General features: G+C 33.8%; 15 protein-coding genes. 14 read left to right on the forward strand and 1 reads right to left on the reverse strand.

Annotated features, from left to right (window positions below):
- The first annotated feature begins 4 nt into the window (after positions 1–4).
- The 3 genes from B1B04_RS01620 to B1B04_RS01635 all read left to right on the forward strand — a co-directional run bounded on the left by B1B04_RS01620 (position 5) and on the right by B1B04_RS01635 (position 2,144).
- On the forward strand, positions 5–565 hold the full coding sequence (locus B1B04_RS01620; protein ID WP_079559588.1) for a hypothetical protein: 561 nt from the start codon (positions 5–7) through the stop codon (positions 563–565).
- A 625-nt stretch (positions 566–1,190) separates the two neighbouring features.
- Complete coding sequence (locus B1B04_RS01630) at positions 1,191–1,571, forward strand: hypothetical protein (RefSeq protein WP_079559590.1); 381 nt, start codon at positions 1,191–1,193, stop codon at positions 1,569–1,571.
- Between the two features lie 132 nt (positions 1,572–1,703).
- The gene (locus B1B04_RS01635) at positions 1,704–2,144 is read left to right on the forward strand and encodes a hypothetical protein (protein WP_079559591.1); all 441 of its coding nucleotides are present in this window, start codon (positions 1,704–1,706) and stop codon (positions 2,142–2,144) included.
- Positions 2,145–2,597: 453 nt separating this feature from the next.
- Here B1B04_RS01635 and B1B04_RS01640 read toward each other — a convergent pair whose 3' ends face one another.
- Positions 2,598–3,470 carry a glycine betaine ABC transporter substrate-binding protein gene (locus tag B1B04_RS01640; protein WP_079559592.1) on the reverse strand — a complete coding sequence of 291 codons (873 nt, stop codon included), beginning with the start codon at positions 3,468–3,470 and terminating at the stop codon, positions 2,598–2,600.
- Positions 3,471–4,654: 1,184 nt separating this feature from the next.
- Here B1B04_RS01640 and B1B04_RS01645 point away from each other — a divergent pair.
- The 11 genes from B1B04_RS01645 to B1B04_RS01695 all read left to right on the forward strand — a co-directional run bounded on the left by B1B04_RS01645 (position 4,655) and on the right by B1B04_RS01695 (position 17,052).
- The gene (locus B1B04_RS01645; RefSeq protein WP_079559593.1) at positions 4,655–6,148 is read left to right on the forward strand and encodes a helix-turn-helix domain-containing protein; all 1,494 of its coding nucleotides are present in this window, start codon (positions 4,655–4,657) and stop codon (positions 6,146–6,148) included.
- A 23-nt stretch (positions 6,149–6,171) separates the two neighbouring features.
- Positions 6,172–6,591: a protoglobin family protein gene (locus tag B1B04_RS01650; protein WP_094075056.1), complete on the forward strand. Its 420-nt coding sequence runs from the start codon at positions 6,172–6,174 to the stop codon at positions 6,589–6,591.
- 141 nt (positions 6,592–6,732) lie between these two features.
- Complete coding sequence (locus B1B04_RS01655) at positions 6,733–7,437, forward strand: methyl-accepting chemotaxis protein (RefSeq protein WP_094075057.1); 705 nt, start codon at positions 6,733–6,735, stop codon at positions 7,435–7,437.
- A 12-nt stretch (positions 7,438–7,449) separates the two neighbouring features.
- Complete coding sequence (locus tag B1B04_RS01660) at positions 7,450–8,448, forward strand: HD domain-containing phosphohydrolase (protein WP_079559594.1); 999 nt, start codon at positions 7,450–7,452, stop codon at positions 8,446–8,448.
- Positions 8,449–8,803: 355 nt separating this feature from the next.
- Complete coding sequence (locus tag B1B04_RS01665) at positions 8,804–10,522, forward strand: methyl-accepting chemotaxis protein (protein WP_079559595.1); 1,719 nt, start codon at positions 8,804–8,806, stop codon at positions 10,520–10,522.
- A gap of 170 nt (positions 10,523–10,692) precedes the next feature.
- Positions 10,693–11,262: a manganese efflux pump gene (locus B1B04_RS01670; protein ID WP_079559596.1), complete on the forward strand. Its 570-nt coding sequence runs from the start codon at positions 10,693–10,695 to the stop codon at positions 11,260–11,262.
- A gap of 275 nt (positions 11,263–11,537) precedes the next feature.
- On the forward strand, positions 11,538–12,179 hold the full coding sequence (gene isdC, locus B1B04_RS01675; protein WP_079559597.1) for a heme uptake protein IsdC: 642 nt from the start codon (positions 11,538–11,540) through the stop codon (positions 12,177–12,179).
- Positions 12,179–13,624: an NEAT domain-containing protein gene (locus tag B1B04_RS01680; protein WP_079559598.1), complete on the forward strand. Its 1,446-nt coding sequence runs from the start codon at positions 12,179–12,181 to the stop codon at positions 13,622–13,624. Before isdC ends, B1B04_RS01680 begins: the two co-directional genes overlap by 1 nt.
- Before the next feature lie 81 nt (positions 13,625–13,705).
- Positions 13,706–15,019 (forward strand): NEAT domain-containing protein, encoded by a 1,314-nt coding sequence (locus tag B1B04_RS01685; protein ID WP_079559599.1) that lies wholly within the window; start codon positions 13,706–13,708, stop codon positions 15,017–15,019.
- Positions 15,020–15,034: 15 nt separating this feature from the next.
- Positions 15,035–15,958: a heme ABC transporter substrate-binding protein IsdE gene (gene isdE / locus B1B04_RS01690; RefSeq protein WP_079559600.1), complete on the forward strand. Its 924-nt coding sequence runs from the start codon at positions 15,035–15,037 to the stop codon at positions 15,956–15,958.
- A 128-nt stretch (positions 15,959–16,086) separates the two neighbouring features.
- Entirely contained in the window at positions 16,087–17,052 is a 966-nt protein-coding gene (locus tag B1B04_RS01695; protein ID WP_079559601.1) for a FecCD family ABC transporter permease, read from the forward strand.

Genomic DNA, 17,052 nt, shown 5'->3' on the forward strand with positions numbered 1-17,052 from the left:
GAGTTTGTTTAAAAAGAAAATATTAGTCGGTCATTCAGGAGATAATGTCCAGGCAATTTTTAAACACTTAAAGAGCAGTAACATTCCGTTTGAAATAGGAATCAAAGACATTTTAAAGCAATCGTCTAATAGATTCCGCTCGAAAAAAAACGATGAAGTATACATAGTGTTTTATATAATTAAAGTTCGGAAAAAATATGCGGAACAAGTAGAAGCTATCGTTGGGGAGTATGTATCGTTAGAAAATGTGAACCATGACTATAAAGTGTCGAAAAAGAAAAGTAGAAAATTAGAATCGAATGAAATACCAAGTTTTTCATTTCTGACTCTTATAAACTCATTAGCGTTACTAACAAACGCTATCGGTAAGAATAATGGCACGAACATCGTTTCGTATATCTCTTGTGCGCTCTTAATGATGACGGGTGTATTTATGGCGGCAAAATATTACGAAGAGATGCAAAAAGAATCGGGTTATTTGAGAAAAATCACAATGCTGGGGGTATTCATAGGTATTGGTGTGATAGTTTATGCTGTTTCATCCTTTTCATCTTTACTTAGATAATATTTTCAGAACAATAGGAAACAACAAAGTATACGAAAACAGCCAAAAGAAAAAACAGCTTTATGATTTATATTTTTCTTTGGATTATTTGGATGGTTGAGCTTTATTTAATCCATTATAAAAAAATCAATAAAAAAGCAGGCTTATGGGGCTTGATCACCTGTGGATTGTATTGGTGATTTTCACCTTTATTGCGATTCAATTGTATTTAGAGCTTGATCTTTTGAGTTAAAACATCAGGTTTAAAAAGGGAGATTATCACAATGTTAGAAGAACTATTAATAGCTCTACTATCAGGATACATATGCAAAAGGTCTTTACATTATGGATGAAGCTAATATTATTTCGGGTCTACTATTTTCGGTTACATTATTAAGCGTGATAATGGGTATTTTTATGAAAGAGTCGAATTCAGAAAATCCTAACTCAACAATAAGCTGTGCACCTTTTTGGGTGAATATAATTTGGGTAGTCGTTACGTATTTACCTTTTACAATTAGGAAAATAATTTATTCGTTCGTTTTAATGTTGTTAACTATTTTGTTTGGGTATCTATTTGTATCTACATTTTAAGTTCGACACAGAAGAATTCCATTCAAAAAAGTAAATAGTGGGTGAAATGAAAATGAAAAAATCATTTAAACGATATAATAGGTTATTATGGAAGATTGAGTTTTTAAGTTTGTTTCACTTTAAACAGAAAGCAATAGAACTATTATTGAAACATTTAAAACAACATGAGTATCCAATAGAAATAGAAGCAAGTGGATTAGTTCGATTAGGTCATTTATATGTGGATTTAAAGGATTTCGAACAAGCAGCAGAAATATATCATAAAGCTTATCTTTTAGCTCAGGAGTTGGAATTTCGATATAATTCCACTGAAAAAGAGATCTTAAGTATCTTTCAAAAGGCAGGTCGTCACGACTTATATGCATACTGGTATGAGGATTTTTTGAATAGAGCTAAATATGATAAGAGATTTAAAAAATTACAACGCAAATAAATTAATGCTATTTGAATTGAGTTTATATTTTATTTAGAAGCTAATAAGGAATCGGTCTCAGTGACTACATAAAGTGAGGAAAAATAATTGAAATTAAAATATCATATATATTTGTTGGAGGAGTATTCTTCTGTGAATATTCTTCAGATTCAAGAATTTATTGAGGAATTTCTCAAAAAGAAATCAATTCAAGATGTGTCGACCCAGATTACTAAAGGTGAAATTATGTACTCTGTTCGTATGGAGACGAATATTTTTGAAGAGTTAGCATCAAAAGTTTTGGATCGATTTAAATATGAACTATCTGAATATACTATGTTTCTACACGATCATTATCATATTGATAGAATTACTGATAATTATGAAATCATTCATGCAGTAATAGCTTACCAAGTAAGTGAAACCGTGTGGGAGTTTTATTACCAAGATGGTATTTTAGATGTGGCCAAAAAAACTGGTACTGTAGCAGGGGAAACTTGCTATTTATATAAATTGGAATTAGATTCTTCAGAGGATAACCTAGAAAAAAACTTGGAAAAATCCTTTGATGATTGGCTGAAGACATTCATCTAAAATTTATGAAGAGTTTATCTTAGCACTTACAAATAACCAAACTAAAAAATCCATCTACGGACTTATACACGAATCAGTGCCTGGAATCGGCACCTTAATCTCTATTGGTATGATGATTATTGGAGGCATCATTGTATCACTCGTTATATTAGGTGTGAAGCGTTTTATATGGAAAAGTACATAATTTGAACCAAAACGCTTTCATAGAATATGTGCTCCATGCTCAACTTCCCACACAATTGCGATATAAAAAAAGTCGATTCCATATGGTCTGGAAATCGACTTTTTTAGGTAAAATCTGCAAAGGAAATAGGTTTTGATGTTTGACCTAATTCTAAAGATAGAATCTTACGTTCCAATTATCATCAACTAAAGTGCAGAAGGTATTGTTGTTTTAACGCTATTCTTCATATGTAAAATCGCTAGACGAGTTTATAAAACTTGCCATTTGTACTATTTTACATCTTTTGTCCACTCTGAAACTTTATCCTCGTTGTCTTTGATCCATGATTTTGCTGCCTCTTTAGGATCAGCGCCTTTCATAATATCAAACATAACACTTTCAATATCTTCTGAAGTCCAGTGGAAGTTTTTAAGAACACTATACGCTCCCGGATTATCTTCTTTCAATCCGTTACGTGCAAATGTACCAATATATTCTTCAGTTCCATATATACCTTTAGGATCGTCTAAATATTTTAAATCAAAAGCGTTGAACTTCCAGTGCGGAGACCAACCTGTCACGATGATTTCTTCATTTTTCGCAATCGCTTGAGTAAGAGCTGCTGTCATTGCACCTCCAGATGAGGTAACTACATTCCAGCCTTCTAGGTTTTTATATTCTTTATAAGCATTTTCCGTAGTAGCTGTCATATTTGCTCCTGGATCAATGCCAGTAATCGTTTTACCAGCTTCATCTGTTAAATCTTCGATAGAATTTACATCCATATAACTAGGGACAACTAGGCCAATTTTTGCACCTTCTAGGTTTTTACCCAAATCGTCTATTTTATCCTTATACTTCTCAACTTGAGGGGCATGCGTTTGTGGTAGCCAAGCTGACACCATGCCATCAACCTCTCCTTTGGCAAGAGCCTCCCACATAATCCCGTTATCTAGTGGTGTTAGTGTTACATCATATCCTAAATCTTCTAGAACTTGTCCTACTACGTTTGTTGAAGCAATTTCAGTATCCCACTCAACATAGGCTAAGTTCACTTCTTTTTTGTCTTTATTTTTCGTGTCTTCACCACCTGAGCCACAAGCAGTTAATACGAACATGACTGCAAAAGCCAATCCTATCTTCATTAATTTATTGAATCTCATAAGATCTCCCTTTCCTTAATATAGGATGATATGTATCTAAAAATTAACAAGTAACAACTTAAAGTTATCAAAAGGTTGTTACTTTTGTCAAATCGACTTCAATAGGTAGATTATCAATTATGCCTCGGCATAATTGCGTCCGAAATGGGCTTTGAGCTTAGGCGCATGAGGGCCGACGCAATGTCGGTTAGCTCGATAATCCACAGGACTTGGCGTTTTTACCGATGCAAAAGAAGTAAAAGTTTAATAGAAAGGAACTTCGTAGATGTTTGATACATTTCACGATATTGAGGTAAATCAAACATCCTTTGAGTTCAAAAGTACAGAATGGGGCTGAAATTGAACGAATTAAAATTTGCAAGAAAAAAGATTATCAAAATATGTTCGGAAACTAACAAATATTGATTTTAATAATTTTATCGATAATGCTATAGTTCGATTTTTAATTTAAGCATACGTATTTTATTTAAGAAAATCTTTGTACTAAAAAAACTTAACATGCTCTCAAATTCCAGCGTTCATGTATCGAGCAATTCCTTTATAATTCATACCAAGAAGGGGATGTATCGGTAATTTGATACGCCTCTTTTTCCATTTTAAACGAACGGGTGAAAGCCTTTTGCTTACTCAAGAGCTATTTGCTTAGCTCACTTTGAAAGTGCTTAGGACGTTCTATTCTACACTTAAGTATGAGGGGTTTTCGCTAGTGAAATTTCAGGAAAAAGCGTTGAGAAACAACCTCTTATAATGGATTCCAGTAGATGAACTTGTATGGAGATGAAAATAAAATTTAACTCCCAAAAACAAAGAATTTTGGAATTATCAAAATATGTTCAAAAACGAACAAAAAGTGATTTTGTTTGTTTTAAAATGCCTGATATAGTGTAACTAACCTTGAAAACAAGAGGCTTTTTTCACGGTTGTACAAAATGAGTAAATTTGATGAAAATAAACCGCATTTGTTGTTTAAAAGAGTATTTAATGAAAGTGAAATAATCAGTAACAGCTGTCTTATTGGCAGCTCTTATTATCTAGAGTAGTGTTGAAAAAATGTTTTCACATGTTTAGTGTCGTGAAAAACGGGAATAGAATGTATTGATAAGAGTTAAAAAAGCTTATCTAATTTCAAAATTAATAGTTGTGACACTGCTAGGATTTACTGGTGAAGGCATTGAGGTGTTTTTATGTATAATTTTTTGGATCGATTACCTTTGCAAAAGGTGAATATTCTACATCACATTTACGATGAACAGAGGCTTTTTTCAAGTTTAGAATTATCCCAGACGATGGATCTTTCTGAAAGAACAATTTTGAAAATAATGAATGAGATAGCAATTGATTTAGAGTTCATTACTGAATCTGCTGTCATCCAAAAAGAAGAGCATAAGTATTTTCAATTAACTTATAAAGATAATTTTTCTATGAAGACTGTTGAAAGATATTATTTACAAAACTCATTAACCTATAAAGCTTTTAATGAGATTTTTTACAATAAATTTTATGATGTCAATACGTTTGTTTTGGAAAACTTTACAAGCGTTGCATCCATGTATCGAAGAATAAAAAAAGTTAAGCCTTTGTTAGATCAGTTTCAATTGAAGTATACGTCTTATGAAAAAGTGAGTCTTGAAGGGACAGAAAAGCAATTTCGTTATTTTTACTTCTTGTTCTATTGGAATTCGTATTGGGGAGAAGAGTGGCCATTTACTCTAGTTTCAAGAGAAGAAATATTGGAAATAATGAAGGAAGTAGACATAGCCTATTCCGAACAAGTTTTATATTGGCTAGCCATTTGCTTATCACGCGCAAAATTAGGTTGCCTAATCGAATATCATCCAATGTATGCAAACTTTACGAAACATCATCATAACTATGAGCAATTATCGGGAAAATTACAGCATATATTTAGAAAATTTACTGATTTATCAGATGAAGAAATTGAATTAGAAACAATGTTTTTATTCTCCATCTTTAGCTGTATGCGCCGTTATCATAAAACGGATAATGCAGTAAGTTTATTGATGAACTTTGCACAGCATCATAATCAGGAATTATTTGTACAAGCAACTTTATATTGGATAGAAGTATTCATGGAGCATTTCTCCGTTAATTTAGATGTAGAAGTATATGGGGCACTCTTTATAAATTTACTACATCTTCATTATTATATTTTAACCTTTTCTGGTCCAGCTACTTTATTTAAAGAAGATCTTTACCAAAAGAGATTAGAAATGCATGAAACGGCACAAATAGAAATCATGAATCAGTTTTATGATCGTCTAATGGAAAATCAGGCCTTCGACATCGTATTTAAACGCAGGGAAATATTAATTGGCCGATATCATAAATTACTAAAACAAACAATTGATTTTGTCAATAAAGATACCATTAAAATAAAGATATTTTCAATGATAAATGATGCTCCCTATTTATTCAATCAAATACAACGTGTCTTTATCCATGTTGAGTTATGTTCTAAGGATGAAGAGGCGGAGTTAATTATAACGGATCGCTTATACTTAACTATTAAAAAAGACATCGAAGATATATTTGTATGGAATTCAGTTCCTTCAAGAAGCGATTATGAAAGGTTATCTAAAAGACTACACGAAATCTATTTTACTAAGTATCAACACCAAAATAAGTTATTATTGAAAACTTTATTAAGTGAAGTGTAAAGAAAATTAATGGAGGTTGATTCATGTTTTGGAAAAGTAAAAAGAAAGAGATAGAAAACGGCATTATATTACTTGAAAGTACTATAAAAATGGATATTCAAAAGGGTAGTGAAGTAGAGAAACAAATAACAATGCTTCATTTTTCAATAGAAGAGCTACAAGTAATTAAAAACTTACAGCCATTTGTAGAAGAAAAAATCGATGATATTGTTAATCTTTTTTACAAGAATCTCAGTTTGGAAGAATCTCTACTAACACTAATTAATAATAATAGTTCGGTAGATGCTTTGAAGGAGACTTTAAAATCACATATTTTAGAAATGTTTTCAGGAATAATTAATGATAAATATTTTTTGAAAAGGACTAGAATAGCACAAATGCATGTGAAAATTGGTCTCCAGACAAAATGGTATTTATGTGCTTTTCGAAAAGAATATTTCTGAAAAAGAATTTTATTATGCTAGTGTAAAAGCACTTTCAAAACTATTTAATTTAGAGCAACAAGTTGTTAAGAATATGATAGAGAGATAAGTAGAATTAAAGAAAAGTTAGATGGACAGGCGGAACAGACTAAAATTCAAGTTATGAATTCTACTGAAAATTTAGCATCAATTTCAGAGCAAACTAACGCAGCATTTCATGAATTACATATTCATTGCACAGAAATGGTGGAGATTACGAATGATGGAAGGGAGTTATCTGCTTTAGCAGAGGAGAGAGCTCAAAATGGGAAATTTCAAATAAGTAGACAGGATAGCAATATGAAGAATGTTCATGAGGCTGTTCAAATAATCTCCAATGATATAGAAGAATTGTTAAAGATAACGAAGGAAGTTCAAGGCATTATTGATATTGTAACGAAAATAGCAGATCGAACTAATTTATTATCTTTAAACGCAGCAATTGAAGCAGCAAGGGCCGGCGAAGATGGAAGAGGATTTGCAGTTGTAGCGGATGAAGTTAAAAAATTATCAGAAGTAACAAAAAAATCAGTCTCAAATGTAGCTCATTTAATTTTATCTACTGTATCTAAGGTAGAAAAGTTATCAGCTTCACTGGACATGATTAATCAATGTGTTCAAGACGGGGAACAAATTATGAAACAAACAGACATATGTTTTGAGCAAATATTACAATCTATGCAAGAAACACAAAAAAATAATGAACATTCACAAGAAGAGATTAATGTTTTTGCTAATGTTGTCAATGAATTAGGTAAAGCATTTGAAGAAGTTGCATTGTCGGCTGACCGACTTGCTAGTTTTGCTAATGAATTAAACAATGGATAAGGGGTCTTCTAAATGTGTGAAAAAATACCGAAGGAATTAACATATTATTTAAAACTAGGTGATGCTGTTGTAATTGTTGATGAAAATCAATTAATTATCGATGTTAATCAACAATATGAAACGATTACCGGCTGTAAAAGAGAATTTCTTATTGGATTACCAGTAGAAAGTTTAAAATCGAGAGTAACGCCATTTGTTATGTATAAATCGATAAAAAGTACATTGAAAAAAGGTCTGCCATGGTCTGGGGCAATGGTTCATGTTAACAAATCTTTAGAGATAAGATACTCATTCATAACGATTACGCCAATTGAAATAGAAGAAATTATTTATTATATAGGAGTTATGCGCTTAGCAGAACAACTAGTGATAGATGAAGTGAATCAGAAGAAAGTAGAGCAAAAGGAGCTATTTCAGTTGTTAGCCCTATCAAGTGAAATGCGCGATGCAAATATAGCAGAACATCTTTTGAACGTGCAAAATTTAGCAGAGGAATTGTTGCTAAGCCTCTTTGAAGATAGAACTTATAATTTATCATTAGAGTATGTTAGTAAAATTATAGAATACAGTGTTTTACATGACATAGGAAAATCGGGAATACCAGAATCAATCCTGTATAAAACTGGACCACTAACAGTCTATGAGAAAAAAATAGTGAAGATGCATCCTCTTATGGGTGTAGATGTATTGAATAAACTGTCTAATGAAATGAACAATAAAGTTTTTGATGACAAAAAAATAGCAGAGAATATTATTAAATATCATCATGAGAACTGGGATGGAACAGGCTATCCAATGGGGTTAAAAGGAGAAGAAATTCCTCTTGAAGCGAGAGTAATATCTATAGTAGATGTTTACGACGCTTTAGTTAGTGATAGAGCTTATAAAAAAGCTTGGACAAAGGAAGAAGCTCTTTCTTATTTAAAAGAACAGAAGGGTACTAAGTTTGACCCTAAATTAGTAGAAGTGTTTATCGAAAAAGTTATTCAAAAAGATAGTATTTTTCTGTAATCCGATTTGGATATATAGGGGGAAATGTAACATATAATTTCCATAATTAATCATTTTTGTTAAAAACAATTAGGTTGATAGAAATTTTAGATGCCATTTATATAAGTTGATTCTCGTTACAACTAGGCGACCCCTTTGGAATTAGCAATAGAGGAAACACCTCCTGTGATAAACGTCCTCTGACCAATATCGTGTTGTTGTTGCTGTTGCTGTCGCTTCGCTTTCGCACAGATAAAATGTGTTGGACCGATACCATAGGGAATCGCACAGTCGGAACGGAACTCAACATTAGGTTATGGCGATCAACCAATTTTATTATCAATATAAATTAAATGTATCTAAGGTGGAGAGATAAATGAAGTTTTATAAAAATGCATCTTTGATTGGGAAGTTCGGAATATTCAATTCGATTGTGTTAGTTGCACTTGTCATTATAGGGTTTACTGGCATAATGGGTGTTGAAAAAATGAATGATAATGCGACATCCTTATATGATGAAAATTTAACTTCTATCTATTTATTAAGTAACATTTCAACGAATCAGCAAAAAATAACGAATCTAAAGTTCAAAATTTTCTTTTACTCACAAGATATAGATGAAAAAATTCAATATTATGAAGAAATCGCAACTATTGAAGAAGAAATTGGTCAATCCTTTAAAGATTTAAAAAAAGTAAACATAGGTAGTGAAGAAAAAAAATTACTCAAGTATTTGGAAGAAGTAAATCAAAGTTATGAAGATATATTAGAATCCAGTTTTCAACAAGTTACCTCTGATGCGACAGAAGTGGATGCCAATGTATTATTAGAACCGCTATTTGAAAAAGAAAGGCAAAGAGATGATTTGATGGAGCAATTAGAAACAACAACTATTAAAAGTGCCGAATTGAGCAATGAAAAAAATAATGGTACATATAAGAGAACATTGTATCAAAACGGTATTATTATGTTTATCGCTCTACTATTTAGTATAAGTATTCTAATCTATTTAAGTAGGTATGTTAAAAAAGCAATCTCCAATATTCGGGATGTTGTATCTGGGGTTGAAGATGGTGATTTAACGCGACATGCTGAGGTATTATATCCAGATGATCTTGGGAAAATTACGCAAGGTTTGAACCATTCTGTTACACATATTCGGGAACTTGTTTCTAATGTGAATAGTACCTCAACACAAATGGGAAGTTTAAGTGAAAATTTAAGTGCAACTATTGAGGAAATTACTGCTTCAATGAATGAAATTGATACAAATTCAAAGGAAGTCGCAATGGGAAGTACTACATTAGGTGCAACAACTGAGCAAATAAACGCGACTGCAATTGAAGTGCTTGATAGTACGGAAAAATTAAATGAGAAAACCAAATATAGTCTTAATTTCTCACAAGAAGTAAAAGAGAGAGCCATTGATATTAAAGAAACAGCTATTCAAGCATTTAGTACAGCTCGTAATCTATATGATGACAAACAAAAGTTAGTTTTAGAAGCGATTCAAGCCGGACAAATCGTATCTGAAGTAAAAGTAATGTCTGACACAATAGCAGATATTGCAGATCAAACGAATTTGTTAGCATTAAATGCAGCGATCGAGGCTGCCAGAGCAGGAGAGCAAGGTAAAGGTTTTGCAGTTGTTGCTGCCGAAGTACGAAAATTAGCTGAACAATCATCTGAAACCGTTCAAAGAATACAAATTGTTACAAGTGACGTAGAAAAAGCATTTAAGAATGTATCTACTAATGCTCAAGATTTATTACACTTTATAGACGATAAAGTAACACCTGATTATGAACTATTCCAAAACAGTGGAATTCAATATGAAGAAGATGCTATGTACTTTAATACATTAATAACTGAAGTGACAACATTTGTTGGAACGATGAAGTACTCTATGCTAGAAATACAAAAAGCGATTGAAAATGTATCTACAGTCGCGATAGAATCATCAGATCATTCAAATGGAATAGCAAATAGTATTTCAGAAACATTACAAGCTATACAGCATGTAGCAGAATCATCCGTTCAAACTGCAAGTATCGCTGAAAAAATATCTCAACAATTAAATAATTTCAAGCTATAGAATAGGAAATAGTACCCGCGTGGCAAGACGTTGAATAAGGTTAATTTAAGTCTCCCGCGGGTAATCCCATTCCCTCCGTAAGCAATTCCATTCAAAGTATGAATGAACAAAAAATTTTTCCTTTCATATCATATGTGAGAATGGATTTTAGTTTATTGAGGAGGAAAGGAATGCATTGGATAGCCATCATTCTTATTGGGATAGCTGCCAACTTAGATAATTTAGGAATTGGTCTCGCTTATGGTATTAAGCGAGTGAAAATACCCGTATTATCCAATGCGGTTATTGCCCTTATTTCAATGATCGTCACATACGTTGCAGTTACAGCTGGGGGCGTAGTTATTGATTATGTCTCTCCAGATTTCGCAAATTTAATAGGAAGTCTTTTGCTTTGTGTTATTGGGATATGGACTTTATTATCTAGTCGCTTATCTAAACAAGGAATATTAGAGAACCCTGAAGTATTTGATGAGGATAAAAATTATATCATTTCATTTAGAGAAGCAATGACGCTCGGCTTTGTCTTATCAGCCAACTGTTTAGCCGGCGGAATAGCACTTGGAGCCAATGGTATTTCTGCAATATGGACAGTAATTTCTATCGGTTTCTTTTCGTTCATAACAGTAGGCGCGGGTGTTCACTTTGGCGGTTTACTGACAAAGACATTCATAGGAAAACACTCAACCGCTATTTCGGGGTGGTTACTAATTATTATAGGGATCATTGAAATGATTTCTTGAATATACTAGATTTCTAGTTGAGATTAATGAATAGAAAGAGGCTTTTCTATTAAAAATAGGAAATATCACATGTTTTTCATGTGATATTTTCTTTTTTAAAGGTAATTTTGACATATTGAGGACAAGTTTGGATTTGTTGTTGACATTCACTGGCATTAACACGTATTCTTGGTAATAGAGATTCAATTGAGAATGATTTTCATTCCGAAGGGTACTTTCAATCATGTTTTTATGGAATTGAATTTTTCTATTATTTTAGAGGAGGCGTACAACACATGAAGAAATTAATGATGTTCGTTATGCTTGTAACTTTGTTTGTATGTAACTTTGCGTTACCGCAAGCGTCTGCCCAACTAGCTGACGGCACACATTCGATACAATATCAGGTCAATAAACCTGAAAGTAACTCTGTATCCATTGCGAATGATTATTTTCTAAAACCAGCAAAGGTCACATTGAAAAATGGGACAGCTACTGTACAAATTACATTGAAAAATAGTGCATGGATTACAAAGTTCCAACCACCAGGTGGAGCAACTGTAGTAAGTGAAGATAAAGCAGCTGATACTCGTACCGTACAATTTACAGTGAAAGATTTAACGAAACCAGTTGTAACTGCTATGAAAATTGATATTGACGATATTAATTATCATCACGAATACAGTGTTTCACTAGTATTTGATGCGGTATCTGCAGGAAGCGCAACAGTAGCAAAAGAATCTGAAACAAAAACGACTGATGCTTCAACGAAATCATCTGATTCGAAAGCGACTAATGCTTCAACAAATTCTTCTGAAAGTCATGTGCCGAACCCACAAACAAGCGATGCAACACCATATGTATTGATTGTTGCATTAGCTGGATCAGCATTTTTACTTTATAGAAAAAAACTACAAACAAAAACGGAGGGTCAATAATGGCTAAAAAACGTCAATCACGCGCAACAAAAATAGTACTAGCTTCATTGTTAGCAGCATCACTTTCAGTACCATCATTTGCATCTGCAAAGGTAGCTGATGTAACGACTACAAATACTGAAGTAAAAGCAGAAGCTACTAAATCTGAGAATACTGGTACTATTGTAGATTTCCAAACTTTTAAGCCTGGAACAACAGAACCACAACCTGCAATTAGTTCTCATCTTGTAACACAAGGTACAATCGTTGAAAAGGATGGGAAATTTGAGGCGAAATTAACGGTAGCAGCAAAATCTGCCCCAATGATCGCAGGTTTACAAACAAAGCAAGGTGATAAGTTTGTAGATGCTACTGAAGTGAAAAATGCAGATGGAACAATTACATATAGTTTTCCAGTGGTAGCTGGCGAAGTATTGTCAGCGAAAATCCACGTTGTCGTAGCTTCAGCTAATATGGACAAGTGGTATGATTTTGATTTAAAAGCAGTAGAAAGTGGTAAGTCTGAAGAGGTTAAAGAAGAAGTTAAAGTAAATGAAGTGGCTGTCACTGTTTACAAAAACGGTACTTCTGAAGAATCGATTATGAAGCAATATATTAAATCAAAAGTAGATGTATCAGTAGTAAATGGTAAAAACATCGTTACTATGACGTTCCCTCAAGGTCAATATGTTAAAGGATTCAAAGTAGAGGGAAAAGAAGCGACTTTAGTAAGTAAAGACGATGCAACAAATACAAGTAAGTACTCATTTGAAGTGGCAGACTTAAAGAAACTTGTGAATGCACAGTTGCATATTGTTGTAAATGAGCCAGACAAAGGCGTGAATTATGACTCGAACCACCAAGTTCAATTTAGTTTTGCTGTGGAAAACGCAGTGAAACCAGTGGTGAATCCATTTAAGGATATTAGTAATGATGCTAATAAAGATGCAATTCTAGCATTATATAGCAAGGGAATTGTTAAGGGTCAAGATTACTTTAAACCAAATGACAATATTACACGCTCTCAATTTGCGTTAATGATTGCTCGTTCATTAAATGTAACTTCTACAAAAGATGCTGGATTTAAAGATACAGCGAAGCTTGACGCAGAACGTGTACAAGCAATTAATGCTTTAACTGAAGCTGGAATTGTTATGAAAGCTGAAAAATTTAATCCAAATGACACACTTACTCGTCAACAAGCTGCAGTGATGATTTACCGAACAGTAACGCATGTTGCAGGAAAAGAAATGAATTATGGTGATCCAAGTTTGTCTTATTATGCTGATGGTGCAACTGTTAAAAGTGAAGAGGCGAGAAAAGCATTTGCGTTTTTATATGCAGGTAAAATCATGACTGGATCTGTCGATGCTAAAGGTAAAACTGTTATTAATGCAAGCAGTCCATTAAAACGCGCGCATATGGCAAAAATTTTAAATGGCTCATTACAATACATGAATAAATAATACGGTTACAGCAACTTCCTTTCTCACTTAATCGAGGAAGGAAGTTACTGTGTTCTTAAAGAAATTGGAGGAATTTACACAGTGATTAACAATAGAAAAATATTTCGAGTATTCGTGTTGAGTACTATTTTACTGATGTTTCTCCCTCCATTTGTATGGCTTCAGGCAAAAGCTGAAGAATCTGTATTAGAAAATGGGAGCTATCAAGTTGAACTAAGTATTTCATCTCTAGATGGAGGGAAAGACAATATTTTTAGTGAATTGGCGACAATTGATGTGAAGAACGGTCAATATAGCTTGAATTTAACTATAAATCAGCCATTGAGTATAAGAGATATACATATCGAACAGCTGGAAAATGAGCTTTCGTCAAACGTTCAGACTGAAAATTTAGTTCAATTTGATGTCAAGGATTTACATCAGCCTATTTTCATTAAAGGCAAGATGGCACTTTCATCCTCTGAGGAATATTTCCCTTTTTCCCAGGAGCTTCAATTACAATTAACAACCCTTTCAATAATTGGACCTAAGGATGAGGAAGTTATTCCGGAAAACGATAGTAAAGAATCTCTTTCAGAAGAAGTCTATGATAAGGAATGGTCAATGAATTACGTACTATTAGTAGATGGAAAAAACGAACAATCCATTATGAATACATATGTAAATCCTATTGCAAAAATAAAAGAAAAAAACGGCAAATATTATGCCCACATGACAATTTTAAAATCTAATTGGATAACAGGATTAACTGTAGATCAACAAGGAAATCAAGTGGAACCAAAGCTTATTTCACTTGTAGACAATACAAGAATTGTTGAATTTGAAATTAGTAATTTTGAAAAGCCAATACGACTGTGGGCTAAAGTTGATATACCTGATATTTCTTATCACCATCAATATTTCGTAAATCTAAAGTTCGATCCACAACAAGTAGCAAAGTTTCTAAATAAGCCTTCTACAAAAGAACCCTCTAAGCAAGTAGTGAGTGAAAAGCTACCTGTTATTGTTAAAGAGGAAGTGAAAAAGGCACCTGTTATTGTTAAAGAGGGAATGAAAAAGGTAACAGAGGTAACACAACAAGAGACTGCGGTCAAACAGCCTCAGACGTCACGACCACTGCCATCATTTCAGCCTTCATTAACTGTGCCTAAGGAGGAGCGGTTAGCATTTGACCGTACGCTTGATGCGCCTATTGAGGATGAAGAAGACGACAAGAAAGCTGGTGTTAAAGAAGAAACCCCCAAAAAAATAACGAAGGATTCTAAAGTCGATCAGCAGCTTGCTCGGCTGAACATTGTAAAGATAGTATTGCTAGTAGTAACTTGTCTTTTATCGGGCTTATTGCTCGTTCGCCGTTTTAAAAATTCAAGAAAAGATGTGACGGAACAGAAATAAGTAGGAGATGACTTTATGCGAAAGAATTGGAAATGTAGGTTGCTCATGATGGCGCTTATGACATTACTTTTGGCAGTCGCTGGCTGTAGTGATGGAAATAAGCAACAAAAGTCAGAGACACCTACGGAAAAAGCACAACCATCAGCTGAAACAACTGATGAGAATGAACACCGTATTATTGCAGGAACGGTCGTTATTGCAGACATTCTAGATAAGCTTGAATTGGACGCTATAGCAGTGCCTGAAACAGAAAAAAAAATAGCTAAACGCTTCGATGAATTGCCTACTATCGGTAATGCAATGGAGCCAGATATGGAGATTGTTAAATCATTAAATCCAACAGATGTGTTATCAGTTTCAACGTTGGAGTATGATTTACAAGATAAATTCAAGCAGCTAAAAATACCGGTACACTTTTTAAACTTTCAAAGTGTTGATGCTATGCTTTCCGAAATTAAAACACTTGGCGAACGCTATAATCGTATAGAACAAGCTGAGAAGTTAGTGAATGGATTACAAAAAAATATTGATGCTGTTCAAACAGTTGCAAAGAACAAAGAGGGACCTCGTGTATTAATTTTACTTGGCATTCCGGGTAGTTATTTAGTTGCAACTGAAAACTCCTATGCAGGAGACCTTGTGAAACGTGCAGGTGGTATTAATGTGATGGAGGGGCAGGACGCTGAATACTTGTCTTCGAATACTGAGTACTTGCATAGTAGTAACCCTGATATTATTTTACGTCTATCACACGGTATGCCAGATGAAGTAGTAAAAATGTTTGATGAGGAATTTAAAACGAATGATATATGGAAGCATTTTGACGCAGTAAAAAACGGCAAAGTCTATGATTTAGAGGAAGAATTGTTCGGTACTACAGCTTCATTACAAGTGCCACAGGCTTTAGGACAGCTAATGGAAATCTTCTATCGTAAATAGAAACTAGAAATGTCGCTCGTATCGCAAGCATAGCCTTGTTATAGAGCGCTTTTCTTATATATGTTTTAAGCAAAGTTGTAGATGTACATATAACATGATGGAATTTGAAAAGAAAAGGGAAGTCCGGTATGACAAAAAAAATTGTAAGCTTTTCAATTGTAATTGTATTATTACTTGTTTCAGCAGTTTATGCAGCAACAACAGGTAGCATTAAAATGGGCTTTTTTGAATTTATAGGTGCATTATTTGATGAAGGAAATAGTCAAATGGAGGCTATCCGGGATTTGCGATTTCCACGAATCATTGTTGCATTGTTTGCTGGTGCAGCACTTTCGGTTTCAGGGGTACTATTACAATCAGTGATGCGTAACCCGTTAGCGGATGCTGGAGTTATTGGGATATCTTCAGGAGCGGCATTTGTCCAGCTCTTTATTATTTCCTTCTTTCCAGCACTATTTTTTATGACACCTGTATTAGCATTTATGGGTGGGGCATTTGCCTGCGCACTCGTCTTTGCGTTGTCATGGAAGTCAGGTTTAAGTCCGTTGAAGCTTATTTTAGTCGGGATTGCTATAAATGCAATGTTCACGGGGTTAACAGAGACTTTCATTAGTTTAGGAGGCTCATTGAATACTTCTGCTGCCAGCGTTATAGGTTCAAACTTAACGATGCGTACGTGGAAGGACGTATCAACAATTGTTACTTATGGTACTGTCGGATTAATAGCTGCCTTTGCGTTATATAGTTGGTGTAATCTGCTAGTATTACAAGACAAAACAGCGAAAAGTCTAGGCTTTCATGTAGCTCGTGCTCGTCTATTAATAGCAGCTGTCGCGGTACTATTATCAGCTGTTTCCGTTGTCGTAGCAGGAGTTATTTCGTTCGTCGGTCTGTTAGTGCCACATATTTCTCGTCGTTTAGTTGGACATGATCATAAGGTGCTTATACCTTTTACAGCATTAGCTGGAGCCTTATTAATATTAGTGGCAGATACGATTGGTCGCACAATGGCTGCACCCCTTGAAATACCAGCTTCAACCATTATGGCGATTATCGGTGGACCATTCTTAATATTCCTATTACGAAAAGAGTGA

Source organism: Lysinibacillus sp. KCTC 33748 (genome assembly GCF_002237755.1).
GTDB lineage: Bacteria > Bacillota > Bacilli > Bacillales_A > Planococcaceae > Lysinibacillus.